This is a genomic window from Chryseobacterium lathyri (assembly GCF_030812195.1).
Classification (GTDB): Bacteria; Bacteroidota; Bacteroidia; order Flavobacteriales; family Weeksellaceae; genus Chryseobacterium; species Chryseobacterium lathyri_A.
Map to the genome: position 1 here is coordinate 320,511 of NZ_JAUSSF010000002.1, position 26,278 is coordinate 346,788.

Annotated in this window: 23 protein-coding genes; 13 read left to right on the top strand and 10 right to left on the bottom strand. The window is 36.8% G+C overall.

The annotated features are described in order from the left end of the window. The first annotated feature begins 1 nt into the window (after position 1). On the top strand, positions 2-940 hold the full coding sequence (locus J2T03_RS11650) for a glycosyltransferase family 2 protein (RefSeq protein ID WP_306840517.1): 939 nt from the start codon (positions 2-4) through the stop codon (positions 938-940). Positions 941-964: 24 nt separating this feature from the next. On the opposite strand, the gene J2T03_RS11655 is transcribed toward J2T03_RS11650, so the two are convergent. From J2T03_RS11655 to J2T03_RS11670, 4 genes are all read right to left on the bottom strand, one after another. Continuing rightward, the gene (locus J2T03_RS11655) at positions 965-1,876 is read right to left on the bottom strand and encodes a hypothetical protein (protein ID WP_307211358.1); all 912 of its coding nucleotides are present in this window, start codon (positions 1,874-1,876) and stop codon (positions 965-967) included. Between the two features lie 6 nt (positions 1,877-1,882). After that, complete coding sequence (locus J2T03_RS11660; RefSeq protein WP_307211360.1) at positions 1,883-3,316, bottom strand: MBOAT family O-acyltransferase; 1,434 nt, start codon at positions 3,314-3,316, stop codon at positions 1,883-1,885. Positions 3,317-3,478: 162 nt separating this feature from the next. After that, entirely contained in the window at positions 3,479-4,507 is a 1,029-nt protein-coding gene (locus tag J2T03_RS11665; protein ID WP_307211362.1) for an acyltransferase family protein, read from the bottom strand. A 123-nt stretch (positions 4,508-4,630) separates the two neighbouring features. Next, on the bottom strand, positions 4,631-5,401 hold the full coding sequence (locus J2T03_RS11670; protein ID WP_307211364.1) for a class I SAM-dependent methyltransferase: 771 nt from the start codon (positions 5,399-5,401) through the stop codon (positions 4,631-4,633). 88 nt (positions 5,402-5,489) lie between these two features. Here J2T03_RS11670 and J2T03_RS11675 point away from each other — a divergent pair, with 88 nt between their 5' ends. Next, entirely contained in the window at positions 5,490-6,329 is an 840-nt protein-coding gene (locus J2T03_RS11675) for a glycosyltransferase family 2 protein (protein WP_306840522.1), read from the top strand. After that, positions 6,329-7,492, top strand: coding sequence for a glycosyltransferase (locus tag J2T03_RS11680; RefSeq protein ID WP_307211365.1), 1,164 nt, complete (start codon positions 6,329-6,331; stop codon positions 7,490-7,492). The genes J2T03_RS11675 and J2T03_RS11680 overlap by 1 nt, the downstream gene beginning before the upstream one ends. On the opposite strand, the gene J2T03_RS11685 is transcribed toward J2T03_RS11680, so the two are convergent. The 3 genes from J2T03_RS11685 to J2T03_RS11695 are packed head-to-tail and all read right to left on the bottom strand — an operon-like array spanning position 7,489 to position 9,486. After that, positions 7,489-8,247, bottom strand: coding sequence for an SDR family NAD(P)-dependent oxidoreductase (locus J2T03_RS11685; RefSeq protein WP_307211367.1), 759 nt, complete (start codon positions 8,245-8,247; stop codon positions 7,489-7,491). The genes J2T03_RS11680 and J2T03_RS11685 overlap by 4 nt on opposite strands. Further along, positions 8,247-8,480 carry a phosphopantetheine-binding protein gene (locus J2T03_RS11690; protein WP_306840525.1) on the bottom strand — a complete coding sequence of 78 codons (234 nt, stop codon included), beginning with the start codon at positions 8,478-8,480 and terminating at the stop codon, positions 8,247-8,249. Before J2T03_RS11690 ends, J2T03_RS11685 begins: the two co-directional genes overlap by 1 nt. A gap of 31 nt (positions 8,481-8,511) precedes the next feature. Beyond that, positions 8,512-9,486, bottom strand: coding sequence for a 3-oxoacyl-ACP synthase III family protein (locus J2T03_RS11695; protein ID WP_307211369.1), 975 nt, complete (start codon positions 9,484-9,486; stop codon positions 8,512-8,514). Between the two features lie 44 nt (positions 9,487-9,530). On the opposite strand from J2T03_RS11695, the gene J2T03_RS11700 reads away from it, so the two are divergent. The 10 genes from J2T03_RS11700 (at position 9,531) to J2T03_RS11745 (ending at position 23,398) form a co-directional block, all read left to right on the top strand. Continuing rightward, positions 9,531-10,100: an acyltransferase gene (locus J2T03_RS11700; RefSeq protein WP_306840527.1), complete on the top strand. Its 570-nt coding sequence runs from the start codon at positions 9,531-9,533 to the stop codon at positions 10,098-10,100. A gap of 459 nt (positions 10,101-10,559) precedes the next feature. Beyond that, positions 10,560-11,693 (top strand): glycosyltransferase, encoded by a 1,134-nt coding sequence (locus J2T03_RS11705; protein ID WP_307211371.1) that lies wholly within the window; start codon positions 10,560-10,562, stop codon positions 11,691-11,693. Beyond that, a complete protein-coding gene (locus J2T03_RS11710) occupies positions 11,648-12,526 on the top strand; it encodes a glycosyltransferase family 2 protein (protein WP_306840529.1) in 879 nt (292 codons plus the stop codon). Before J2T03_RS11705 ends, J2T03_RS11710 begins: the two co-directional genes overlap by 46 nt. Before the next feature lie 6 nt (positions 12,527-12,532). Continuing rightward, positions 12,533-13,684, top strand: coding sequence for a glycosyltransferase (locus tag J2T03_RS11715; protein WP_307211373.1), 1,152 nt, complete (start codon positions 12,533-12,535; stop codon positions 13,682-13,684). Between the two features lie 10 nt (positions 13,685-13,694). Next, positions 13,695-14,246: a serine O-acetyltransferase gene (locus J2T03_RS11720; protein ID WP_306840531.1), complete on the top strand. Its 552-nt coding sequence runs from the start codon at positions 13,695-13,697 to the stop codon at positions 14,244-14,246. A 429-nt stretch (positions 14,247-14,675) separates the two neighbouring features. Further along, positions 14,676-19,646, top strand: a complete 4,971-nt coding sequence (locus J2T03_RS11725) for a T9SS type A sorting domain-containing protein (protein WP_307211374.1) — start codon at positions 14,676-14,678, stop codon at positions 19,644-19,646. A gap of 347 nt (positions 19,647-19,993) precedes the next feature. Beyond that, on the top strand, positions 19,994-20,662 hold the full coding sequence (locus J2T03_RS11730) for a carbonic anhydrase (protein WP_306840533.1): 669 nt from the start codon (positions 19,994-19,996) through the stop codon (positions 20,660-20,662). A 22-nt stretch (positions 20,663-20,684) separates the two neighbouring features. Next, positions 20,685-20,984, top strand: a complete 300-nt coding sequence (locus J2T03_RS11735; RefSeq protein ID WP_306840534.1) for a hypothetical protein — start codon at positions 20,685-20,687, stop codon at positions 20,982-20,984. Positions 20,985-21,124: 140 nt separating this feature from the next. Next, positions 21,125-22,717: a SulP family inorganic anion transporter gene (locus J2T03_RS11740; RefSeq protein WP_306840535.1), complete on the top strand. Its 1,593-nt coding sequence runs from the start codon at positions 21,125-21,127 to the stop codon at positions 22,715-22,717. Between the two features lie 45 nt (positions 22,718-22,762). After that, a complete protein-coding gene (locus J2T03_RS11745) occupies positions 22,763-23,398 on the top strand; it encodes a carbonic anhydrase (RefSeq protein ID WP_306840536.1) in 636 nt (211 codons plus the stop codon). Positions 23,399-23,572: 174 nt separating this feature from the next. Here J2T03_RS11745 and pth read toward each other — a convergent pair whose 3' ends face one another. From pth to J2T03_RS11760, 3 genes are all read right to left on the bottom strand, one after another. Beyond that, complete coding sequence (gene pth, locus J2T03_RS11750) at positions 23,573-24,136, bottom strand: aminoacyl-tRNA hydrolase (protein ID WP_306840537.1); 564 nt, start codon at positions 24,134-24,136, stop codon at positions 23,573-23,575. Positions 24,137-24,221: 85 nt separating this feature from the next. After that, the gene (locus J2T03_RS11755; protein WP_306840538.1) at positions 24,222-25,154 is read right to left on the bottom strand and encodes a hypothetical protein; all 933 of its coding nucleotides are present in this window, start codon (positions 25,152-25,154) and stop codon (positions 24,222-24,224) included. Positions 25,155-25,252: 98 nt separating this feature from the next. Beyond that, the gene (locus J2T03_RS11760; protein WP_306840539.1) at positions 25,253-26,125 is read right to left on the bottom strand and encodes a hypothetical protein; all 873 of its coding nucleotides are present in this window, start codon (positions 26,123-26,125) and stop codon (positions 25,253-25,255) included. Positions 26,126-26,278 lie beyond the last annotated feature (153 nt).

The following is a 26,278-nucleotide window of genomic DNA, read 5'->3' on the forward strand; positions in this document are numbered from 1 at the left end:
AATGAAAATATCCGTAATTATTCCCGTTTATAATGCTGAAGAGTACGTCTCACAGGCCGTAGAATCAGCTCTTCAGTTCGAAGAAGTATATGAAGTTGTCTTAATCGAAGATAAGTCTCCGGATAATGCACTGGAGGTTTGTCAGAAATTAACCGGAAAGCATGACAGGGTGAAGCTTTATCAACATCCCGACAAAGGAAATCACGGTGCCGGAGCTTCCAGGAATCTGGGAATAGAGAAGGCAACCGGAGATTTTATCGCATTTTTGGATGCGGATGATTATTATTTACCCAACAGATTCGATGCCGAAAAGCAACTTTTCAAAAATCCTGAAGTAGAAGGCGTTTATGGGGCAATAGGCGTAAAATATTATTCGGAAAGAGCCAGAGAGCAATACTATCCTATCTATAAAGACAAATTGGACACTGTATATAAAAAAACCAATCCTGAAGATGTTTATCTGGGACTGATCAATTTACGCGGTGCTTTCGGGCTTATTCACCTGGATACTTTAACCCTGAGAAAATCATCCCTTTCTAAAATGGACCGTTTTTTTGAAACTTCTCTGCGTTTACATCAGGATTCAGAGATCGTAATAAGATTCGCACATTATCTTCAGCTCTATACAGGCATTAATGATGAAGCGATTGCCTTAAGGGGGGTACACGAGAACAACAGGATCACACAAGTAGACTCAGGGAAAATAAACCCAGCCAAAACGCGTGTCTTGCTTTGGAGAGAATTAAACAAATGGGCAGAAAACGAGAAGACCGTTCCCGAAAACGTAAAACTGCACATCAAAAGAATGCTTCGCAGTTTCGAGATTGCCGTAGCTCCTCCAGTTAAAAAATGGGGAATGATCGCTAAATACCTGATTACAGATTATCCAAGCATCCGTTCCGGGTTATTCAATATTAATTTCAGGAAGAATTTATTTTAATTTCGGAATATCAGGATTTGCAATTTATAGCTTCTGTACTTTTTTGATGGAATCTGCAATTTGTTTTGTCAGAATCTTACCGGATTCTTTATACAAATGGTTTCCGTCTGTAAAGGTATAGCTCTTTACCAAGGGGCAGAAGTCGAAATAAGAAGCATGGTTTCTTTGGGCAATTTCCTTCATCAGCTGGTTGAAATGCGGGGCATACTTCTGTTCAATCTCATTGACTTTAACACCTCCGGGAATTCGCACCAAATATACTTTACCGTGTTGGTTAAGGAATTGTATGGTTTCTTCAAAATATTTAAGCCTTACAGGAGAAATCTCTTGGCTTGTCGCCATTACATCCCTATAAAAAGTTACCTTTTCCATTTCTCTTTCGGCCACTTTTTCCGGTGATACATCTACTGTCACTTCAAGCCAGCCATTATCGTGCAAGAACGTATTTGATTTGCCCTGTGCCGCACGATCCCGGTATATAAGGAACCAACTTTTATGATAATTTTTTATCAGGTATTCATAATTCGGGTTTAAATTATAAAACCACATATTATTGAGAGCAGAATGTTCTTCCGGAAAGCTTTTGGAATTCTTTGCATTTGAAACGTTCCACGGGTCTACCGTAAGAATAAAAATACCGTTCTTGGTATTCGGTTTAATTTTTCTTTTTAAACCTTTTAAATAAATCTCTCCATATGGAGAATAAGTAATATTCAGGGAAAAATTATCAAACACATGGCCGGGAAAGTTCTTTTCAAGGGTATCGGGAATTATAGCCTGAGCACCTCTGGAGTCTCCCATGATTATATTATCCCCCTGACGGACAAACTGGAGATAATTATCATCCGTATTACCATCACCATAACTTCCCAAAAATAGAAAAACAGTGATTAACCCGATAATATATAATGATATTTTAAATAAAAATTTTTTCATATGAGCTTAAAACTGGAAATAAATAAATTCATTATTCTCAAAATTAGCATAACGGAGGATAAAATATAGAATAACTAAATATACTATTCTTCGTAACCACGGATTAAATCTTTTGATTTGCAGCCCATGATCCGTTGTTCTGTTGATCCATTCTATGCCCAGCATGAAAATAATTAATACAGGTAATATGGGTCTGATATGGGTAGGAAAGGAAAATAAACTTTTACTGAAAATTTTCCCTATGTAATCTACTGCCATCGAAATGCTCTCCGATCGGAAAAAGATCCATGCGAAGCACGTCAGTGCAAACGTCATCAATATACTGGCAAATTCCCTGAACGTAGGAAACACTTTCCCTTTCGCCACAATCTCCATATACGATCTGTTTTTATCGCTCAGCATCAATGGAAGAAAAAACAGCGCATTCAGGCCTCCCCATACGATAAATGTCCAGTTTGCCCCATGCCAGAAACCACTTACCAGAAAAATAATAAACGTGTTCCTGACCTTCATCCACAGTCCCCCTTTACTTCCTCCTAAAGGTATATATAAATAATCCCTGAACCACGACGACAGTGATATGTGCCATCTTCGCCAAAACTCGGCAATATCTCTCGAAAAATAGGGAAATGAAAAATTCTTTAACAATTCTATGCCTAACATCCTCGATACCCCCAACGCTATATCAGAATATCCGGAAAAATCACAGTATATCTGAAAAGCAAAGAGAACAGAGCCTATAACCAGATCGCTTGCACTTTCCGCATGATAATTACTGAATATCTCATTCACCAGAGGTGCACAATTATCCGCTATCACTATCTTTTTGAAAAACCCCCAAAGTATCTGCCGAAGCCCATCCACCGACTGCTCGTAATTAAACTTCCGCTTACGTTGCAGCTGAGGCAACAAATGAGTTGCTCTTTCAATGGGTCCTGCGACCAGTAATGGAAAATAGCTTACGAATAGTGCATATTCAACATAATTCCGCTCTGCCTTGATTCTTTTCTTATATACATCTATTACATATGAAAGCCCATGGAACGTATAAAAGGATATCCCAACCGGAAGCACAATATTCAGCACCCACATATTGACCCCTAATCCTAATGTGTTTAATAGATCAGCAAAATTTTCAATGAAAAAATTATAGTATTTGAAAAATCCTAAAAAACCAAGATTAATCCCGATACTGATGGTCAGCCAAATTGTAGATGCCCGTTTGGTCTTGCTATTCTCAATCTGGATACCCGAAAAATAATCCAGCCCTATCGAAAAAAACAACAGCAGCAAAAAGCGCCAGTCCCAACATGCATAAAAATAAAAACTCGCCAGCAACAGCAATACATTCTGATAGAAATAACGTTTACCGAATACGAACCAATACAGAACATACACTATCGGTAAAAATATCAAAAAACCTAGCGAATTAAAAAGCATAGAGGAGGGATATATAACTTTTAATTAAATCTGTCTGTTCCGTTTTGTTCTTTTTAAAGGCTTTCCGGAGTCCCGGATCCTTAGTGTAGATACATGCAGTACATGTCTTTAGAACATTCGCATTTTTTTTCATTGTGTTTGTTTGCTGCAAAAATAAAGATTTTATCTGATATTTAACTTTTTAAGATAATTTCGGAGCGGTTTTTCAATAAATTGATAAAAGAACATCGAGATTATAATAAGAACAGCCAGATAAATCCAGAAAACACTGTTAATATTAAGTTTATAATTTTGCCATTTCAGGAGTTCCCTCAGGATATACAAAACAGGAATATGGGTAATATAGACTGCATAGCTTACTTCTCCCAAGTATTCCAGCGGTTTCAGGGCAAGAATTTTTGTCACCAGCCCGTTATTCCATGAGATCAAAAGAATAAGCGGAATGAAAAGCAATGCCATAAGCCCGTTATGATAAAAAAGCGGAACAAAGATCAGCGACAGCATAACAGCAGCAAAGACCAGTATAACAGGAATATCGTAATTTCTCTGCTTAAAATTGCTTACAAAAAACAGCCCGGCAAGATTTCCTACTAAAAATTCGCTTACATGCATCAGCGGGAAATAATAAAGCAGCTCATGACTTTCCGTATGCGGCCCTTTATAAGATGGTGAAGCTTCATAAAGATGGGAAAATACCTGTGTAATAATCCATAGCACAATACCTATCACCCAAATACTTTTATTTTTTTTCGAATAAAAATAATTATAAAGCACCGGGAAAATCAGATAAAACAGAAATTCCACGGAAATAGACCATCCCGGAAAATTTAAAATCATGGCCTTACCCGGAATCCAGCTCTGCAGCCCGCACAGATATAAAAAAACATTGATAATACTGAAATTTGAATATCTGGTGACCAAATAGAGCAGCAGCCCTACTACATATAGCGGATAGATTCTTGCAAACCTGTTTTTATAATACTCAATATATTCTATTTTCTCTTTTTTATGATACGCTACGATCATGATAAAGCCTGAAAGAATAAAAAAGTAGCTCACCCCAACGTTGGCCTTTAAAAAGATATGTGAAATATAATCTGTCTTATAAACAAACATATCTTTATTGAAATGAGAAATAACTATAGCTATAGCTGCAAGGAATCTGGTAAAGGTAATCTGGCTTATCTTCATTCACAAGAACTGTTCAACAGTATAATAGTTTAAGAACAAAAAAACATTTAGAAAATCTTTAAAACCTTTTCTCCGCCGTCATAAAAATATACGGAGCATTACAATGCATTCTTCTTTAAAAAGCTATTTAACAAAAACGCCGATATATTTCCCCTCATATTCCACTACCGTCGTTTCTATGCTGTTTTTTTCACAGAAATCCTGATAAGCAGAATTATCTCCAATATCATCGCTGATAAAAACGCCTCCTTTTTTCAGATGTTTATACAGTTCATCATAGGCCCACATTCTCCCATTGTAACTTTTGTCAGAATCATAATGCAGAACATCAAAAACTGGATTTTCAGCAAAAATCTTTGGCAGTGATTCTTTATCTGCAAAACGGAATAATTTCCAATTGCTTTTAAGATTTTGAGGAACTATACAACCTACATACTGATCTCCATCCTGCGCAAGATAAGGCATATCTGAACTGTACAACGTTCCGTCCCTTTTTGTAAGAGACAAGAGTGAGGCCAGTGATGACCACCCATATGCTACACCTGTTTCCACCACATGCTTTGCATTGGCAAATTCGCACGCATAATAGATCAGCTCTAAAGCTCCGGCACCTCCCATTTTTACAGGACATTCTTTTTCCCGTTGTTCTGCAGTTTTTAAAAATTCTGCATAATCCGTACGGAAAGTGCCTGTTTCAAGACCGAATAGTTTTAAAACAGCTTCCTCCTGGGAGATTGCTTTTCCTGCAGCCCAGGAATTTGTTTTTTCCTTACCTTTAAAGGCATTCCCTCTGTTGACGGTATTTTTAATAATTTTCCTACCCAGCTCAGGGTAAAGATCAGGTCTTTTAAGGTAACCTATAAATGTTTTGAGAACTCTTGTTATTTCACTCACTGTGTTAAATTTAAGACACAAAAATAGAGATTTTTCTGTTATTTTTAGGATATAGTTATCTTTGTAAAAATTTATTAACACAAATTGAATGAAATTTTCTGTTCTAATCGCCAATTATAATAACGGCAAATTCTTTAAAGACTGCTACGATTCTATTCTGGCTCAGGAGTATACGAATTGGGAAGTAGTCATTATCGATGACCGCTCAACCGATGATTCGGTAGAGGTTATCAAAAAAATTATTGGCAATGATGATCGATTTGTAATCTATGAGAATGATTCGAACTGCGGCGTCGGGGTCACAAAGGCCAAACTTATTGAAGATGCTACCGGAGATATTTGCGGATATCTTGATCCGGATGACATCATCAGACCGAAAGCACTGAAAAGCGCGGTTGAGATTTTAAAAAATAAAAAAGATGTGGTTCTTACTTATTCCAGACTGGCAAAATGTGATCAGGATCTGAATGTTTTAAGTGAATTCAAATCTGCCAGACAGGTTCCGAACGGACAGAAAACGTTCTTTAATTTCCCAATCCAGATTGCGCCTTTTGTTGCTTTCCGGAGAGATGTTTATTTAAAAGGGAAAAAAATCAATCCCGAACTTAAAATAGCAGAAGACCAAGACCTTTACTTTAAAATGTATGAAGCAGGAAAAGTACATTTTATCAATCAGACTGATTATTTGTACAGAGCTCATGCAGGAGGAATTTCTCAGAACGACAATAAGGCAAAATCTTACAGTTATTATGCCCGGTCCATCTGGGAGGCCATGCAAAGAAGAAATTTAAAGTATATTAACGGAAAGCCTGTTCCGCAAAGCTATGATGATCCACAGGAAATCTTCGATCTTCTGCAATATCAGAATGAAATACCTTTCCGTATCAAGAAAAAAATAACAATTCTTTTACAAAAATTTTTCGGTTAATGTCAGATAACAAAAAAATACATGTTCTTTTCAGACACCGTTCCATGGAAATGGGTGGTGTAGAAAAAGTAATTCTCAGCATCCTCAATAATCTTAATCCTGAAAAATTTGATATAACAGTATGTCTGAATCTGAATCAGGGTGAATTAAGGGATGAATTCCCGAAACACGTTAAAAAAATATATTTTACCGATGGAAAGGAAGATTTCTCTAAAAATCCATTGATCCATAAATTGCAGCTGATTCGCAGAAGGCTGAAGCTTTCACGCGCTTTAAAAAATCATAAAATCTCCGACCATCTTTTAGGAAATAAAAAATTCGATATCGAAATCGCCCCTACCTACTCAGCGTTTTCATCCGTCATCAAATCAAGTAATAAAGCTTCAAAGAAAGTTGGATGGTTTCATTCCGAAATCAATGTGCCTACTTTGCAGCCGCTGGTTCCTGATATTCTTGAAAATTTTCCACAGTTTGACCACATGATTTACTGTTCGCAGAAAATCAAGGATCTGATGCACAAACATTATCCGGAACTGAAATATCCTGAAGAAAGTGTAGTGATCAACGCCATTCCTATCGATGAAATTAAAAGAAAAGCGCAGGAAAAGATAGAAACTCTCCCTGAAGGACCCGTTTTTGTCTCGGTAGGACGCCTTCACAACAGAAAAGGATACCATAAACTGATCGATGCCCACAAAAGGTTAATTGATGAAGGTTTTCACCACAGCATAATCGTTGTAGGCAGCGGTGAAGAAATGAAAAATCTTACCGAACAGATCCGTGTAAATAATGTTCAGGATACTTTTATTCTGAGCGGCAACAGGATGAACCCTTATCCCTATGTAAAAAATGCGGATTATTTTATTCTGCCTTCCGAATCCGAAGCATGGCCATTAGTAATCGCCGAAGCCCTGATCCTTCAGAAGCCTATCATTGCTACCGATACGGGAGATGTAGGTGTTATGATCAAAGACAAGGAAACTGGGTACCTCATCAATTACGAAACGGATGAGATGTATGCCGCCATGAAGACCTTTCTAACGGATCCGGAGCTTATTGCCAGGATCAGTAAAAATCTGGAAACCATTGAGGGCCAGTTTGACAATCAGAAAATTTTTGATGCGGTAGAAGGGATTTTTGAAGATCTTTACCAGAAAAGTTAGTGGGCGGAATATCCTCCGTCTACTACAAGATTCGACCCCGTAATCCATTTTGAGGCATCTGAAAGCAGGAAAATGCAGGCATTGGCCACATCTTCGGGCTGCCCTATTCCCAGCGGATGTTTTTTAAGGATCTCTTCAGCAGCGTTTTCCCCAATGTTCTCAAACATTTTTTCCAGTATGGGGGTATTGACCATAGCCGGGCTTACGCTGTTTACCCTTACTCCACTTCTTGAAAGTTCCATAGCCAGAGAGCGTGCGCCGGAAACTACAGCGCCTTTACTTGCTGAATAAGCAGCTTTCCCGATTTCGCCAACCATTCCTGCGACTGAGGAAATAAAGACAAAACTGGAAGTTTCGTTTTTGTATTTTTTAAGGGATAAAATTTTGGCAATTTCAAACCCCGAGATCACATTGACAGCAAAAATATCTGCATAGAGCTGGGGAGTATGTTTTTTCAGCGGCAGCGTTTTTTCTATTCCCGCGCAGTGGATGAACCCTGAGACTTTACCTAAGACTGATACTTTTTCAGCGATCAGGTCTTCAAGATTTTCAGCACTGGTGATATCTGCAATAATGGTTTCAGATTTGGTATCCGGAGCAAGCATAGATACTGTCTTTTGCAGCTCTTCTTCATTTCTGGCAATAAGGATAAGATGTGCCCCACCCCTGCTACATTCTACAGAACAGCTTCTCCCGATACCGGAAGAAGCGCCTGTAATAAGAATTACTTTGTCTTTTAAAGAAAACGGATTCATTAATCTTCAAAGTTTTCTTTACCAATAACATTCATCAGGTCAGAAACGGTTTCTATATCTTTAAAATGCTTTGTGTCAATTTTCTTATCGAAATTCTCATCAACAAATGCAATGACGGAAAGCAGACTGATAGAATCATAGCTTTCCAACTGTTTCAGGTTGGTTTCAATTGTTAGTGTTTCGTCTTCTTCTAATTCTTCTTGTAATTTCTCTAAAAAAACGGATGTCTTCATATATTTTTATTTTACAACATTATGTTACTATTTAAATTTCCATCACGGTCGCTCCCCAGGAATATCCTACTCCGAAACCGGCCATCAATATCCGGTCTCCTTCCTTCAGTATTCCTTTATCCATCATATTTTTCAGGGCGATAGGAATGGTTGCAGAAACTGTATTTCCTGTGTTTTCCATGTCAATATAAAACTTTTCTGCCGGTATTTTGGTTTTTTTTCTTAAATAATTCAGCATAAAAGAATTGGCCTGGTGAAAAACAAAATGATCGATATCTTCCATCGTCAGTCCGTTTGTTTCCAAAGTTTCTTTTACCAGCCCCGGAATATTTTCAATGGTAAAATTAAAAATTTCGGGCCCGTTCATGTAAAGATTTTCAGGATCAAAATCATTTTCAGGATTGAGTTCAAAATCTGTTTTGAAAGCTCCTTTCTTTACAATAAGATTTTCGGCACCACTCCCGTCTGTACCAAGGCAGAACTGGTAGCTTTTAGCCTTCTCATCCTTCTCTACAATCACTGATGCAGATGCATCCCCGAATATGCTTCGGTTGGCCTTATCTTTTGGGTTGATATGCTTCGTATAGGTTTCTGATGTGATCAATAAAATACTTTTCGCAATACCGGCTGCTACTAATCCTTTAGCAAAAGCCAGTCCATAAACGAATCCGGAACAGCCAAGATTAAAATCCATTGCTCCTATATTTCTTCTGAGGCCAAGTCTGTCCTGAAGGATACAGGCGGTAGTGGGAAGAAAATAATCGGGGCTTTGGGTACAGAAAAGAATAAAATCTACTTTATTTCTGTCATAATTTTCGAAGATTTTTTCGGAAGATTTTACAGCAAGCTCCAATACGGTCTCGCTGTCTGAGGAAATATGTCGTTGTCTGATGCCTACTTTCTCATGAATTCTATCAGAGCTCCATTCAGGAAACTCTTTCTCAAGATCCTCATTTGTAAGAACCTGCTCTGGTAAATAATATTCTATTTTGGAAACTTTTATCATATAAATTCTTTTTCTTTGCAAAAGTAAAAAACAAATTCACAATAATGATGTTCATATTCAGAATCGTATTAAAAATACATTCCATCTATCATGCTTTTCTCAACAAAGCCAGCCTTGAGGTGGCAAAGTACCGCGGCATGAAGGTCGGGAAAAATTTCAATATGCCTGACAAAATTTATTTTGGAACAGAACCTTACCTGATTGAAATCGGAAATGATGTCAATATTGCTGCCGGAGTAAGATTTGTCAATCACGGAGGTACCACTACCCTCCTTAGAAAACTTCCCGGTTATGAAGATGCAAGGATCTTCGGAAGAATAAAAATCGGCAATAACAGCACAATTGGAATTAATTGTGTCATCACTCATGATGTACAGATCGGAAACAATTGTATTCTGGGAGCCAATTCTGTTTTGTCACAGTCGATGCCTGACAATACCGTTTTTATTGGCAATCCCGCACAGTTTCTGTGTACAATTGAAGATTATGGTGATATTGTTTTAAAAAGCAGCCCCGAATATCCTAGGGAACTGGAAAAAGACAGAAAAAAACTGGATGAATATATTAAGGCCAACCTCCCGTATAAATTCAAAAAGGCCAGAAGAATAAAATAAGACACAAACACACAGATAACTCCGAAAATTTCATGCATTATACTACCAGATCAAACCTGGTGGTGTAGTCAAGGTGTTCTACCCTCACCTCAAGGCCTACAAGATAGGGCTACGACACAGAAGTCCTTTTTCTATACATCCTAAAAAAAATACTCTATTGATTCTTCGAAAAATAAGTATTCCGGATTTGTAATCTCAACCAAAAAGTCTCTAAGTATACATATTGTATGATTTGATTCGAATAAGGTTAAACATGTGTCATATCTATGTCATACCTGATTTTTCCCGTAAAAAAAATAAATAAAATAAGTTTGCTTCAAAATTCAAGAAGAGAGTAATTCACTCTGCAAAATTATTAAATAGATCATTTTCTAATGATTACTTGTTTTATGAATGGATAAGGTCAATCTATCTCCCTTATAAATTCAAAAAACCCGGGAAATAAACACAAATACACAAATGACTGGAAAAATTTTATTTGTATACTACCAGAATATTAAACCTGGTGGTGTAGCTAAGGTGCTCTGTAATCTCACCTCAGAGCTCATAGAGCAGAACTACGATATCGAAATCCTTTTTCTGATGGCTCCCCACAAGGATTTTTACCCTGTACATCCTAAGATAAAAAAACATTACATTGATTCTTTTGCAAATAAATATTCAAGATTTGCAACTTCCATTTATAAGAAGTACAATAAATTACCCAAAATATACAATATCCATGCGTATTTATATGATATGGGTTCTTATAAGGTTTTAAATGAGTGGATTCAGAAAAATCATCATAATTACGACACTATTGTCTCCTGCTGGTATAAAATTTCCTCAATGTTTTCTTTAGACAGGGAAATCAGTAAAAAAACAATTGCCTGGGAACATATGAGTTATAAATCCGGAGGCTTATTCTGGAATAAGGGTTTAAGACGCTATTATAAAAATTTAAGAACAGTTGTAAGTACCAATATCCCCGGTGAAAGACATTATAAAAAAATTAATGAAAATTCACTAACTATTTATAATCTTATGGATAATGAAGTTGAAAATCAAAGTTATATTCAGCCCGATCAAAAGAAAAACATCATTTCTGTAGTTGCCAGACTTGACCCGGAAAAAAACATAAGTGCATTCATTGATATCATTTCTAAAACGAATCTGCCGGAAGACTGGAAAGTAGTTATTATAGGAAGTGGCAGAGATGAAAAATGTATCCGTCAGGAAGTGATTAATAAAAATCTGACCTCAAAAATTGAGCTTTTAGGAAACAAAAGTATGGAAGATGTTTATCAGCTTCTTATTTATTCCAAAATCAATTGCCTGACTTCTACTGCAGAAGCTTTGCCTACTATATTGATACAGGCCATGTTCTTTTCAAATACCTTGGTTGCGTATGACTGTAATTATGGTCCTTCTGATATTATCAATAAAGAAAACGGATTTTTAATTCCCCTTCATGCTGAAAAAAAATTCATAACGGAACTTGAAAATCTCGTACACAATGACAATAAATTAAACGCCTTGATGAAATCTTCATACAAAGAAACACACAAATGGAAGAAAGAAAAGATAGTACAACAGTGGAAACAGATTCTTTAGAATTATCCATTGTAATCCCTGTTTACAATACACCTCTAACTTATGTAAAAGAATGTCTGGAAAGTATTGATCGGGCTCAAATAGAATATTCTTACGAAATTATAATTGTGAACGACGGATCTACAGATTATGAATTAATGAATTTTCTGAAAGAATATAAAAATCCATACACAATTATTATTCATGAAGAGAATTCCGGCGTTTCAGCCAGCAGAAATATAGGTTTGAAACAGGCAAAAGGTGATTTTTTATTGTGCCTGGATTCAGATGACAAGCTATTACCGGCAATCAATGATGCCATTACCTATCTGACTAATAATAAAAAATACGATATTATATATTGTGATCTTCAATTTTTCGGAGATACTGATTTTTTATATAAAAAATGTGAATTTTCTAAATTTCAGCTCATGTATGTTACCAATATGCTCACGCTCTCTTCTACATTATTCCGTAAAAAATTAGTTTCTAAAGTATTATTTAATGAGACTCTTTCTTATTCGGAGGACAGAGATTTCTTTTCAAGGGCAGCGAGCCTGGGCTTCCAGTTCAAGCATTTTAAAAAACCTTTTTGCCTATACAGAAGGGTTTTCAACAATCAATCCCTTTCACAAAAGAATATCGGCATGAAGCATGAAGTTGAATCGTTGATAAAATCCCAATTCAACGCCCATGTAGAAATTACGCCTGAAGAAGTTAACAAATATGTCATCAATAATTTCACTGCTCACAAAAAACATATTATTAAACTCCTATTAATAATATTTTTTCCATCTTTATTCAGTTATTTTGTATCCAGAAAATTTTACAAAAATAATATTGTAATCGACTAGTAGTTTATGTCACAAAAAAAGAAAATTCTTATTCGTATTGGTTCTCTCCGGCATGGCGGTGCAGAAAAAGTTCTCATCAACTTTCTCAAAAATCTTCCTGAAGATAAATATGAAATAGACCTGCTGATCAATCTTTACACAGGAATGTATATCAAGGAGGTTCCGTCGTGGGTCAACCTGCAATATCTCCTTAAAGGTGAAATGATTACCACCAACAGACCTCATGAAATCCCTGTAAAAGCATTCAGGGTACTTTATCAGAAACTATTTCTTTGGTTTCCTGCTCTTCTTTACGGGTTTATTCTAAAAAATAAAAAGTATGACATAGAAATAGCAGCTATTCACGGAATGTACAGAGAACTTCTTTCCAGTCCTCAAAAAGATTCAAAAAAAATTATCTGGATACAGAATGATATTTTTAACCTGAAAGAATATACCCCGGATGTGATCAGACAACTTTTCCGGTTTGACAGGATACTGGTGATTTCTAACAAGCTGAAAGAGGAAATGCAGAAGGCTTCACAAAATGAAAAGGAAAAACAGGCAGTTATTAAAATTTACAACCCGATAGATAAAGATGATACTTTAAATAAAGCGAATACAGCAATCGATGACTATCCTTTTTCCAACACCATTCCCACTTTTATTACCATTGGAACCGTGTATCCTCAGAAGGGCTACGACAGACTTCTTGATGTACATAAAAAACTGATTGATGAGGGATTGAAACATCAGATTATTATTATTGGTGATGGTTTTGATTTTGAGAACATTCAGACAAAACTTAACCAACTGGGCCTTCAGGAAACCGTAAAAATGCTGGGCTTCAGAAGTAATCCTTATCCTTATCTAAAAAAAGCAGATTTCTATATAATGTCTTCAAGACATGAAGGTTTCCCTACTATTATCGCGGAAGCTCTAATCTTGAATAAACCAATTGTATCTACAGATGTTTCCGGGATAAAAGATCTTCTTCAGGAAGGAAAATTAGGTATCATTATTCCAAATTCAGAGGATGGAATTTATGAAGGGATGAAGAAACTTTTGACCAGCCAGGAGCTTCCAGCTCATTATGAGAAAGAAATTGCAATGACTGATCTGCCCTTTGTACTGCATAAATCTGTAGCGCATCTTCAGGAAATCATTGATGAATTATAAAAAACTTAAAATGGGTTATACTGTCATACAAAAGGATTTTTACAGGGAAAGCGGAAAATGGCTCTCTTCATTTGAAATATGGAAAAAATGTATCAATCCGAATCTGCATTTTATTTATGTTTTGAGAAAAGCTCAGGAGTACAATAAAAGCCCTTTTTTAGGGATATTCTGGAAATTTATCCTCAGACATTATCAGATAAAATATGGCTATCAAATCTACCCGGAAACCGAGATAGGGGAAGGTTTTTATTTAGGTCACTGGGGAAGTTTAGTGATCAACCCTAAAGCTAAAATCGGGAAAAACTGTAATATGGCACAAGGCGTAACGATCGGCCAACAAAACCGGGGAAAACTTCAGGGTTTCCCTACAATTTGTGATGAAGTATGGATAGGTGCCAATGCTGTAATTGTAGGTGGAATTACCATTGGAAACAATGTTTTAATTGCACCCAATTCGTATGTGAACTTTGATGTTCCTGCCAATTCCGTTGTGGTTGGAAATCCCGGAAAAATTTATCCAACAGAAAATGCTACAGAAGCTTACATCAACAATAAAATATAAAAATAATTGCTATAAATTTATAAATTGATGTAACATTTTTCTAAAAAAAATAATTCCTCTATTGTGGGGAAATATTTTTTTAGCGACTTTTGTTAAAAGTTTTTAAAAAATTTAAAGCAATTTTAAATTTTTAAACTCTTTTCTAAAAAACACAACATAACTTTAAAGCACAATAACATGGAAAAAAATTCACTTTCTAAACATGACGCAATGTTCTATATTGCTTTACCATTATTCCTGAAACCTTCACGAATCTGATTTAAATCCCAAACACGGTCTTCATAGGAAACAATAAATATTTTTTATGGCGGAATTCCAGCCCTTATGAAACAGGTTGGGATTGGGAACATTCAATTAATATCTGTTGATAGGCATCTTACAGAATCCAACATCCTATTTTGTACAAAAACACTTTTAATTTTTATACGTATGAAAAAAAAATCGACTTTAAAGATTTTTGCTGCAGTACTTTGTATTGCATCACCTCATGCATTATCGGGAACAATACCCATCCCGAAACTAAATGAGGCCCACAAGGGGTTCAGATTTAAAACGCCAATACCTCCGGCTGTTTATGATCTGGACCCTCTTATCGTCGTTTCACAAAATGTGAACGAAAAAGGGCTTGTCGTAATGAGCGGCCAGTTTTCCAAGCCTTTTACGGACAGTAATATTCTCCTCTCCATCAAGTATCAGAATGCTCAGGGAGAATGGGTTGTAGCATGGTGTAAGACCCTGTACTCTTACAACCAGTATAACGAAAATCTAAAAGCAACATTTGAATTACCTGCTTCGGCCAATGTCAATTACAATTTAAAAGTTGAATTAAGCTCTGATACAAGTAATTTCACCAGTGTAGTGTGGAATAAGACTGTAGATCATTACAAACAGGGAGATTATACCATTGGTAATTGTGAACTGGACGAAAATGAGTATACCATGCTTTTAACCCCTAAAAAGGAAGGTACAATTACTACAGATGCCAATGGAAAAGCTACAGGAATTAAAGACAGGGTAACCTCAGCTCATTCCTGGAACAAGCTGAGTAATGTTTTAATGGATAACAAGAAGAATAATGTATTTTTCTCGCCAAACAATCCATCAGATATCATTACGGAATCTAACGGCGCTAAAGCTCTGAAACTTGTAAATACAGGAACTATAACCGATACACTTGGCTCTACTCCGGAATTCATTTACAATGAAGCTACAGGACACCCAATACCGTATTTATACAGTTATGACGACCCTGTATACATGTTTGCAGGTAAATTTTCAGCCAATGGATTTTTCATAAAATTCAGTCAGTGGCCGGGAGAGCCTGATGGTCCAGGATATTTTAATTTCAAAAATCCGACTGAGGTAGAAAGCCGGTATTTCAATCTCTATAACAGAACATGGAAGAACTTATCTGAGTTTATTCCCGATCAGGAACCGGTAGTTATTGTATCCAGCATTGCAACAGGTTTAAGAATATATAAAAGTGATGGAACTTATATTGACCTAACTCCGGATAGTACGAGTAATTATGGAGATCCGTATTTTGGATATACCAATTATGTAGCAAGAAGAGGTCCTGGTTCTGAAAACTTAATTATTTCCGATACCCCAGAAATGACCCTTTACGGTGTAGGAGCACTGAGAAATGATGTTACAACATCATATCAGACGAAAAGAACATTACTGGATATTGAAAGAGAAATTTCTAAGTTTATTAAATATACAGGTGTTTTTGGAAATACACCCGCTTATAAAAATGATGCCTCAGAATGTTCTGTAAACTGCTTTTCCATCAATCCGGGAGCACTGCCAACTACTGTGGCAGACTGGACTAAAGCTCCCAACAGCTATATTTTTACAGGAAAAGATAAAGATGGAAACAATGTAGACGGATTGTATATCCCTGTTAAAAAGGCATATACAATGTGGAGAAACGGGGGCGATTTCATGAAAGATGATACTGGAAATTATACTGGTATACCACAGAATGGAGTGGCCACTGCAGGCTTGTACTGGGAAGATGAACCGGGATTGGTAAAATCTGTAACACTTGAAGGCTCGGGTGAAAATGCGAGAATCAAAGTGATGGTGAATAAATCAAAAGAAGGAAATGCTTCTATATCATATAAAGTAAACGGAGAAATTTACTGGACATGGCATTTATGGGCAACCGATGACCCAAGAACGAACGGCAGTACCTACCACCATGGTTTTGAAAAAGATAAAAATGGAAATGTAGTGACAGATTGGAAATGGATGGATAGAAACCTTGGAGCCACCAATGCAAATTTTGTCGGAAATGACTGGCATAAATCTGCAGGTCTGCAGTACCAATGGGGTAGAAAAGATCCTTTTCCTGCATTTGGTCTTAAAGACTTAAGCTTATATTCTATCAGTGGTGAGGTTAATTTAGCGTATAATGACCCTGCTTTTCAATCTAAATTTGTAAAAATAAGAGGAAATAAATATGCTGCTCAACGTAATACAGGTACAGATACACCAAATGGTAATATCAGATTTTCTATAAAAAATCCGATCAGCTTTATTGCCACTCCACTTTATGTTGCTAAAAATGATGAACCATTATTAAATGATGGTGAAGACTTTTTAAAACAAAACAGTAGTGGCGTATGGCAGCCAGTTGGCATAACAACCTGGTTTTCGAAACAAAAATACAAGCAGTATACCCCTCCGTATCGTGAAAATATAGTAGCATGGGATTTATGGGGAGATACACGTCAGGGTAACTACTCAGATATAGATGACTCTGCTGTTGGAGAAGCAAGTAGCCGATATGCATTAAAATCTCCATACGATCCATGTCCTTGTAACTGGAGAGTACCATCCAATTATTTTTCCGGAGGAAGAAATTCCGGAACTCCGATGCCGGATGAAAACAGGTACAGCCCATGGGGGAAACACACAGGAAATGCAACTGATGTTCAGTTTAAGCCTGATGCTTTAAATGCTGATTTTCCGGGGATAAAAGTATATCCTCAGTTTGGATTTGATTTTTCAGGTGTTGCAGGAATGAATTTAGGCAAGTTCCCTATCAATGGAAATTATGAACTATATCCTAATACAACAAGTGCTTTAAAATATGGAACAGGCTGGGTAACTCCGATCATGGAATTCCAGGATCAAAGTGCAGACGGAGGTTTATTAACCTCTACCTTTATGACCGCATCAGAAATGATCAATGGAGTACGTTACCCTTCATATGGTGCCGCTGGCTTGATTTTAATTTCAGATCCATTAAGCGCTTCCTTTCCTAGACCGGGTTGGCATAGATTCTCCAACGGTATATATAATAGCGCCGGAGGTGTTCGTTGTATATACGATCCTAATAATTCTTTTATGTCAAAAGAATTTGAAACAGATTTTGTATCTGCTTCCAATGAGCTTTATTCTCTTGAAACATTAAAGTCCTGGACTAAACTGCCAAACAGTTATGTAGAATATACCAATTCTGCTTTGGTGACTCCTAATCCGAACGGGAATACAATAAATCCTAATAAAGACAATGACAGGATTATTGAAATCCCGCTAAAGAAAGCATATGCTATGCACAAACTACATTTAAGCACAGATTTCTCTTTCCCGACAGAGAATGCAAAATCTTCATCTGTAGTTTGGACCAGCAATACAAACCTAATCCAAAAAATGGAGATTGTAGACGGTTCGTTGGATAATGCAATACTTAAGATCACACTCAATCAAAATCAAATTGGTAATGCTGTTGTTGCCCTTCATGCAGGTACCGGAACTTGGTCAAATAATAAACATAATGATCCTGTATTGTGGAGTTGGCATATCTGGGCTCCAAAGTCAGTCATCACAACATATGAATTTGATCCTGAGAATGCAGGTAATGGTGGAGTTATACCTGCCAATGAGCAATTTGTAGACCCAATGACCAGTGCGGGAGTTCCTATGAAAACCACATTTATGGATAGAGATCTCGGAGCTAAAGAAAAGTTAGTGAATGAACACATTTTTGAGCCCTCTGGTTCCGTATTTGCATCAGGTCTGGCAGCTCCGGCTACAGGTAGTTTCCCAACAGGAAATCCTACTGTACTGGCTAGATTAGCTCAAATTAGTGAAAGCGGTGGTTTACACTATCAATGGGGTAGAAAAGATCCATTGCCTGTGTTTTACAATCCGGGGTGGTCTTATTACTATTATGGAACCAAACCTTACGCTACATACAATGTATTCAGACAAAATAATCCTGCTAATCCTGTTACTGGAGCAATACCATATACAGCTAATGTTCCTGAACCAGAATATTTAAGTTCTTATTCTCAAGCTTACCCTGCATATTCAGCTGCAGCTAATGTATCTGCATCTGATTCAAAAGCAGATAAAATGAAGAAAGTATTAAAATATTCTGTTAATAATCCTCTTAATTATTTATATCAGTCGGATACTGCAAAACTGGATTGGGTATCCGATGAAAATGGCAACATGCCTGAAAGATGGGGACATGCGACAGAAAAATCACCTTATGACCCTTGCCCTGCAGGCTGGAGAGTGGTTGACCTTCATAGTGTTTCCACAGGAACTATTCTGGGTAATTTTATTTCAAAAGGAAATACGCCTTGGTTCTATAATGCAAAATTCAATAACAATGTCTATGGTATAGATCCGGGGCAAATAGCTGCAGTAGTAAAATATGAAAATTATGACCCAGCTAAATATAATTATATTGGTGGTACTCTATATGCATATTTTTCAGGAAGAGGAGCCGTTGCTTATGGGTATACATTAAATAAGCCAGAATACAATATAGGTTTATTCCCTAACATTGGGATCAGAGGTTTTAACGGGGGTAATACTATGGATGCTTCTATTCTTCCGTATGCTGAAGGATCAGGTTTAAAGACTTTCCAATATTCAGGTGTATGGACCTCCGCTCATCAAGGAAGTAGTGGAAGCTCTTTAGGAATGTTATTTAAACAAACTGCCAATGCTAATACAGGGCTATATTATTTAACTCCAACATTTGGCTTCCGTCAACAAGCTGCCTTATCCTGCCGCTGTTCAGAAATTAAGTATGATGCCAATGGAAACGAAATTGGAAGATATGAGCCGTTTGCCATTCCGGTTCCTCAGAACGCATTAGCGAAAGCAACCAACATTCTTGCAAAAACTGTGATCGAAGAAAAAGTAGCTCAGAATAAACTTGAGTTCTTCCCTAACCCGGTAAAGAATCTGTTGTATATCAAAGGAAATGATAAATCCAAAGATTACTATTACCAGATTTATAACCTTTCCGGCCAACTGGTAAAGTCAGGTAAATTTGAAAATGAGCAGACTGACCTTTCATCTTTAATATCCGGAGCTTATTTAGTAAGAATCAATAATTCTGAAACAATAGTGAAAATTATTAAGGAATAACATACAAAAAGGTAAAATTTGAACCGTCTCAATTGATATTGAGGCGGTTTTTTAGTAGAATTAAGAATATTTTAATCTTTAATTTTAGCTTTATCATTTATAGTTTGTAATTTTACCCAAGCTTTTGTTGAAGTCTGTCTAACAAATCTCATCAAAAACATAGTTTTAAATGCTATGCAACATCCCATTTAAACATGATTTTAAGCATATTTTAATATTAAATTTTGTTAAAAGTAGCTGCCTTTTCGGCAAAAATTATATTTTTGCATGATTATTGATTTAATCTATTAGATTCGAAAATAATTTAAACGAAATAAATAATTATAAACCTTTTTAATTTTAAAATTATGTCACAATCGTATGAAGTTATTTTCGAAAACAACAGAAAGTGGGTAGAGTCTAAAATTTCACAAGACCCGGAATTCTTTCATAAGCTTGCAAAAACTCAGAATCCTGATTATCTGTATATCGGATGTTCAGACAGCAGAGCCACAGCGGAAGAGATCATGGGTGCAAAACCTGGAGAAATTTTTGTCCACAGAAACATTGCTAATGTTGTAAATACTTTAGATATGAGTTCCACAGCGGTAATTCAATATGCTGTAGAACATCTTAAAGTAAAGCACATTATCGTCTGCGGACATTACAACTGCGGCGGCGTAAAAGCAGCGATGACTCCTCAGGATCTGGGATTATTAAATCCTTGGTTAAGAAACATCCGCGACGTTTACAGATTGCACCAGGCTGAATTAGACGCTATCGAAGATGAAGGAAAACGTTATGACAGGCTTGTAGAACTGAATGTTCAGGAGCAGTGTATCAACGTGATTAAAATGGCCTGTGTACAGGAAAGGTACATCATAGATGAGTATCCTGTTGTACATGGCTGGGTATTTGACCTTAGAACAGGTAAGATCATTGATTTGGAAATTGATTTTGAGAAAATTCTGAAAGACATCCAAAAAATCTACAACCTTACAAGTTCTGACTGGGTAATGAGCAGAAAAACAAACTAGTTTTTCTAAAAATGAATGTAAGATGAAATTCTGGAGTATTATTGTATTGACCTTCTTCCTAAACTTCACAGCACTGCCTGGCATTGCTGCTGTCGCAGGCTGGGATATAGCAAGGACCAATGTAACAATCAATGAAGAAGAACCACATTCTAACCCATCATCTTTTATTGTTTACGAAAAGACGCTTCCGAAAACTTTGGATGTATTTGATTACGTGAAGTTTTCTGAGCCTGACCTTAAGGGCGTGTCTTTTGAGCTCATAGATGATTCCTTTCATCTGTCGCCCTTGCTCACCATATTTTCTCCGCCTCCCGAAGCTTAATTTTTAAGTATTATTAGATCCTTATAGTATTCATATCAAAGCTGATATCGGATACGTGTGCTTTAAAATTAAATTTCCAATCTTTTATAATTGATTATCTGAAGATAGATCAATTGGTTATAGTATTTTTCAAAAACATCATGAAAAAAACATCATTTATAGGAGGAATCAAGGAGAATTTCCCTTCCGGACTCGTTGTATTCTTAGTCGCGCTTCCATTATGTCTCGGAATCGCTTTAGCATCAGGGGCACCACCTTTGTCAGGGGTAATTGCCGGTATTGTAGGAGGATTAGTCGTAGGCTTCCTCAGTAATTCAAATATATCAGTGTCCGGTCCTGCAGCTGGTCTTACAGCTATTGTATTAACCGCTATTACAGATTTGGGCGCTTTCGAACTTTTCCTTTGTGCAGGAATCATTGCCGGACTTATCCAGCTAATCCTGGGTTTCATCAAAGCCGGAAGTATATCCAATTATTTCCCGAATAATGTCATTGAAGGAATGCTTGCCGCTATCGGGATCATCATTATTTTGAAACAAATCCCTCATGCGATGGGCTTCGATAATGATTACGAAGGGCACGAATCCATTTTTGATAATGGTCTTAATTTCGGATACTTTACAGAATTATTCGGAGCCATACATATAGGAGCTATCGTGGTAACACTGGTTTCCGTAGGTATCCTTATTGCATGGGACAAAATTCCAGCTTTAAAAAGAATGAAAATGCTTCCTGGAGCATTGGTAGCAGTAGTGGCAGGAATACTCCTGAATGAAGCATTCAAACTGTCCGGCAGCTCTTTAGCGATCAGTACTCAACATCTGGTTTCACTACCAGTTCCTCAGTCTTTGAATGACTTCAAAAATCTTGTTACAATGCCTGATTTTAATGGATTCACCAATCCTAAGGTATGGATAGTAGGGGCAACCATTGCCATTGTTGCTTCTATTGAAACCCTGCTTTGTATTGAAGCGTCAGACAGATTAGACAGGCAGAGAAGAATTACTGATACCAATCTTGAGCTTAAAGCACAGGGAATTGGAAATTTAATAAGCTCATTTATCGGAGGGCTGCCAATGACATCTGTCGTGGTAAGAAGTTCTGCCAATGCTAACGCCGGCGCCACTTCAAAACTTTCCGCTATGATCCACGGTGTGCTTTTATTGGTATGCGTGCTTACTATTCCGTTCATACTGAACTTAATACCGCTTGCCACGCTTGCTGCAGTATTGATCCTGGTAGGATATAAACTGGCAAAGCCTGCAACATTCAAGCATTTCTGGCATTTGGGCAAATTCCAGTTCATCCCGTTTGTAGCCACCGTTGTAGCTGTTGTGGCAACCGATCTTCTTAAAGGGGTTGGAATCGGTTTAGCTATTTCCGTATTTTATATCCTTCAGGGGAATATGAAACGTGCTTATTACCTGAGCAGAGAAAAGCTGAATGATGCTGATGAAATAAACATCAAGCTTGCTGAAGAAGTTTCTTTCCTGAATAAGGCAGCCATTAAAAAAACATTAAAAAATATCAAGTCCAATTCTACCGTGACCATTGATGCAAGAGGAACTTCATATATTGCCACAGATGTACTGGAGATGATCCAGGATTTCGCCAATATCCGGGCCAAAGAAGAAGATATTAATGTGGAACTTTTAGGCTTCAAAACTTCATACAAAGATTATGAAACAGATGAAGATTCCCACATCCTGATCACACACAGAAGAGCTATGTAAGCTCATTAAAGTAATTTTTAATTATACAAAGAATAAATCAATCATATGAAAGCACATACATACGAAACCCAATCTACCATTAATCCTGAAAAAGCATTAGATTTTTTAAAAGACGGAAACCAAAGATTTGTGAATAACCTAAAAGCAAACAGAGATCTTTTAGAGCAAGTCAATGCAACGCGTGAAGGTCAGTGGCCTTTTGCAGTAGTTTTAAGCTGTATAGACAGCCGTACTTCTGCAGAGCTTATCTTCGATCAGGGATTAGGAGATATTTTCAGTATCAGAATTGCCGGTAATTTTATTAATCAAGATATTTTAGGTTCAATGGAATTTGGCTGTAACGTTGCAGGTTCCAAGCTTGTCGTGGTTTTAGGACACACTAAATGCGGTGCATTAAAAGGTGGTTTGGACGCAGCACAAATCCAAGGAATGGGAATGGATAATCTAAACCACTTAATCAATCATTTCGATCCGATCATCAATGAAATCATTGAAGAAGGCGAGGAACGTTCATCAAAAAACGGTGCGCTTTTGGAAAGGCTAAACCAGCAAAACGTAAAAAATGCCATCGAAGATATCCGTACCCAAAGTTCAACACTTAAAAAGCTTGAAGACGAAGGTAAAATCAAAATAGTTGGAGCCAATTATGATGTAGAAACCGGAGTTGTAACCTGGCTTTAAGAGATAAAAACCTGTACTTTTTATTATACATAGATAAAAGATCATGTTATAGTTAGATTGGGAATTGATTTTTAAAGTACAATAAAAGACCATCGGAAATTCCGATGGTCTTTATTTTTTGGAAATAGCTTAAAAATTACTATGCTTTCAAACTATTAAGGGTTGACATTCTATTTATTTCCCGTTGAATGCTGACATTGTATTATTGATACCGGCAAACACAAAGGACAGGCTGGCTTTAGAAAATTTTTCAATTCTTTCGCCCAGCCTTTCAGATTCTTCTTGATTCCAGGTTCCCAATACATAATCTACCTGGCGGCCTTCAGAAAAGTCTGCAGAAATCCCGAATCTCAGCCTTGCATAATTTTGGGTATTGAGCGTTTCATTAATGCTTTTCAGGCCATTGTGTCCTGCATCAGAGCCTTTCATTTTCATTCTTAAAGTCCCAAACGGAAGGGCAAGATCATCTGTAATAATCAGCACGTTTTCCAATGGAATATTTTCTTTCTGCATCCAAAATTTCACCGCATTTCCCGAAAGGTTCATATAGGTATCGGGCTTCAGTATAAGCACCTTTCTTCCTTTGTACTTTCCTTCTGCCATCCATCCAAAATTGGTTGTGTTAAATGAAGCTTCCAGTGTTTCAGCTATTTTTTCAGCTACTTTGAATCCTATATTGTGGCGTGTATTTTCGTATTCAGGGCCTTTATTTCCAAGCCCGACTATTAAATATTTCATTCAGAAATTTTTTGCAAAATTAAGGGATAAAAAATAAAAAGCCCAATCTTACAAAAGATTGGGCCTGTATATTTTAAAGATTCTTTTAAAAAGGCTTATAAATGTAGTTTACACCAAATCCTTTCGTCATATAAGTCTGTCGGTCATAGTTGTAGTTGGTTGTCCAGTTAATCGGAGACGGGATAGGAGGAATAAGATCTGTTACCGACACTTTTTTAGGATTGTTCGGAGATAAGATATGACTTTCCTTATCATTAATCTCAGTTGATAAAAGTCTTGAAATTTTGTATGCTGAAGGAAGCAGTGTAAATGGACTGATCTCAGTATCGTAATTTACAAAGTCATAGGCAAATCTGGTAATAGGTCTTCCAAATACCCCTCCAGCCATAGGGCCATAATTTCTTACCACTCTGGATACATTATCACCTAAATAAGTATATCCTGTTTTAGAATAACTGATAAACGCAAATGGTGTTCCGGAAACATCAGGACCATTTCTCATGATAATAGAATCCAGCTTTGCTGTAGAGGCATTATATTTTAAATCGTAAAGGGCTTTTGTTTTTCTTAAAAGCGTTTGTGGTCCAGGATTAGTTGCCGGCGGCACAGGTGGAGGTCTTCTGAAAACAGAACGGTTTTCAGAAATAGTTACCAGTTTATTATTGGGTCCGTAAGTAAATAGCTGGCTGTAAGAAACACTGTCTTTATCAAGCTTTCCGTTTCCGTCCAGATCCAAAAATCCGTTAAAGTTAATTTGGCTTACTTTGTCACCGCTGTATGCAATATTTATGATTGAAGCACTGTCTGTGATTACTTTCGTTACCAAAAGCCCACTGTAGTGATATTCTGCTAATGTATCCTTATCTGTAATTTCTCTGTATAGTGCTCTTGGACCAATCAGTCCTCCCGTTTCATTCAGGTCCAATAAAGGATCCCCGTCTTCGTCTAACATGTCTTTACAGGAATGTATAGATGAAAGTCCTGCTATTAATAAAATAAAGTAGAAAAGCTGTTTCATTTCCAGGTAATTGTTTATTTTTTGACAAATATAACTTTTTTTTGAACAAAAGTTATGTTTTTATTTATATTCTAATAAAACCGATAATCAATTGGGCTTTACAGAGTTCTGTAAGTATATTTAAGAAGCTGATCCTTATCCGAAACAGGATAATTGTAGGCATCATACAAATAGGTCATTGGTGTATTTATTGCCGGTGCGGGAGACGGCGGCATCACATATACCGATGTTGGGTTGTTCGGCGAAATTCTATAAAAGTTCTCCGGGCGTACCAAGCTCCAGGCAGTAAAGAATGTTTTAGAAAGCGTAGAGAACGGATTAACCTTAGAGTCATAGTTCTGGTAGCTGTAAACGGTCATTTTTGCAGTAGCCATATTAGGTGCTCCGGTTGATGTAAGTGTTCCTTTGGCACATTCGGCCTTGAAAATATTATCTCCCATATAGGTAAAAGTGCTCTCCGTAAATAAGCTATACGCTGTATTTCCCGCTACTTTTCTCTTTTCCAGGATTTTCACAAGCTTCTTGCCGGTGGCATCATAAGTGAATATATAATCACTTACAAAAGAGTCTATTGCAGTAGCAGCTGTACCAGTACACGTTGCACTGTAAACATTGCCCTTGCTATCTTCACTTACGCTAAAATCATACGTCATACTTCCGGCCAGGCTTCCAAGGAATTTTATTTTCCCAATTTTATTATTGATATAGGTTACGGTACCTGTATAATAATTACTGGTATTTCCATCTCTAAGCATTCCTTTCTGAAAAGCAGTACCATTGACTGTATATTCTTCCTGAATAGTGCCATTTAACGTAATTTTTTCCAGAACTCTGGCTGGAGGAGTCGGGTTCCCGTTGTTGCCTCCATTATTGGCACTGGGCTCGAATTGGTCTGAAGAAGAATTGTCACATGAAACCATAAGTCCGAAAAATACCCCGGCAATGATTTTAAAAAGATAGTTTTTTCCCATGAAAAAATATTTTAGTGAGTTGACAAATATAATTCATTTTTTTGACGAAAACATTCACTTATTCAACAAATTCATAACAATCTACATCTTTTTACAATAAAAAACCTAAAGACATTATGTTTTTAGGTTTTTTATTGCTGATATATCATAGAA

Bases quoted from the DNA above. Each gene is read 5' to 3' on its own strand.
- J2T03_RS11650 (WP_306840517.1), top strand. From the start codon at position 2: ATGAAAATATCCGTAATTATTCCCGTTTATAATGCTGAAGAGTACGTC.
- J2T03_RS11655 (WP_307211358.1), bottom strand. From the start codon at position 1,876: ATGAAAAAATTTTTATTTAAAATATCATTATATATTATCGGGTTAATC.
- J2T03_RS11660 (WP_307211360.1), bottom strand. From the start codon at position 3,316: ATGCTTTTTAATTCGCTAGGTTTTTTGATATTTTTACCGATAGTGTAT.
- J2T03_RS11665 (WP_307211362.1), bottom strand. From the start codon at position 4,507: ATGAAGATAAGCCAGATTACCTTTACCAGATTCCTTGCAGCTATAGCT.
- J2T03_RS11675 (WP_306840522.1), top strand. From the start codon at position 5,490: ATGAAATTTTCTGTTCTAATCGCCAATTATAATAACGGCAAATTCTTT.
- J2T03_RS11680 (WP_307211365.1), top strand. From the start codon at position 6,329: ATGTCAGATAACAAAAAAATACATGTTCTTTTCAGACACCGTTCCATG.
- J2T03_RS11685 (WP_307211367.1), bottom strand. From the start codon at position 8,247: ATGAATCCGTTTTCTTTAAAAGACAAAGTAATTCTTATTACAGGCGCT.
- J2T03_RS11690 (WP_306840525.1), bottom strand. From the start codon at position 8,480: ATGAAGACATCCGTTTTTTTAGAGAAATTACAAGAAGAATTAGAAGAA.
- J2T03_RS11695 (WP_307211369.1), bottom strand. From the start codon at position 9,486: ATGATAAAAGTTTCCAAAATAGAATATTATTTACCAGAGCAGGTTCTT.
- J2T03_RS11700 (WP_306840527.1), top strand. From the start codon at position 9,531: ATGATGTTCATATTCAGAATCGTATTAAAAATACATTCCATCTATCAT.
- J2T03_RS11705 (WP_307211371.1), top strand. From the start codon at position 10,560: ATGACTGGAAAAATTTTATTTGTATACTACCAGAATATTAAACCTGGT.
- J2T03_RS11710 (WP_306840529.1), top strand. From the start codon at position 11,648: ATGGAAGAAAGAAAAGATAGTACAACAGTGGAAACAGATTCTTTAGAA.
- J2T03_RS11715 (WP_307211373.1), top strand. From the start codon at position 12,533: ATGTCACAAAAAAAGAAAATTCTTATTCGTATTGGTTCTCTCCGGCAT.
- J2T03_RS11720 (WP_306840531.1), top strand. From the start codon at position 13,695: ATGGGTTATACTGTCATACAAAAGGATTTTTACAGGGAAAGCGGAAAA.
- J2T03_RS11725 (WP_307211374.1), top strand. From the start codon at position 14,676: ATGAAAAAAAAATCGACTTTAAAGATTTTTGCTGCAGTACTTTGTATT.
- J2T03_RS11730 (WP_306840533.1), top strand. From the start codon at position 19,994: ATGTCACAATCGTATGAAGTTATTTTCGAAAACAACAGAAAGTGGGTA.
- J2T03_RS11735 (WP_306840534.1), top strand. From the start codon at position 20,685: ATGAAATTCTGGAGTATTATTGTATTGACCTTCTTCCTAAACTTCACA.
- J2T03_RS11740 (WP_306840535.1), top strand. From the start codon at position 21,125: ATGAAAAAAACATCATTTATAGGAGGAATCAAGGAGAATTTCCCTTCC.
- J2T03_RS11745 (WP_306840536.1), top strand. From the start codon at position 22,763: ATGAAAGCACATACATACGAAACCCAATCTACCATTAATCCTGAAAAA.
- pth (WP_306840537.1), bottom strand. From the start codon at position 24,136: ATGAAATATTTAATAGTCGGGCTTGGAAATAAAGGCCCTGAATACGAA.
- J2T03_RS11755 (WP_306840538.1), bottom strand. From the start codon at position 25,154: ATGAAACAGCTTTTCTACTTTATTTTATTAATAGCAGGACTTTCATCT.
- J2T03_RS11760 (WP_306840539.1), bottom strand. From the start codon at position 26,125: ATGGGAAAAAACTATCTTTTTAAAATCATTGCCGGGGTATTTTTCGGA.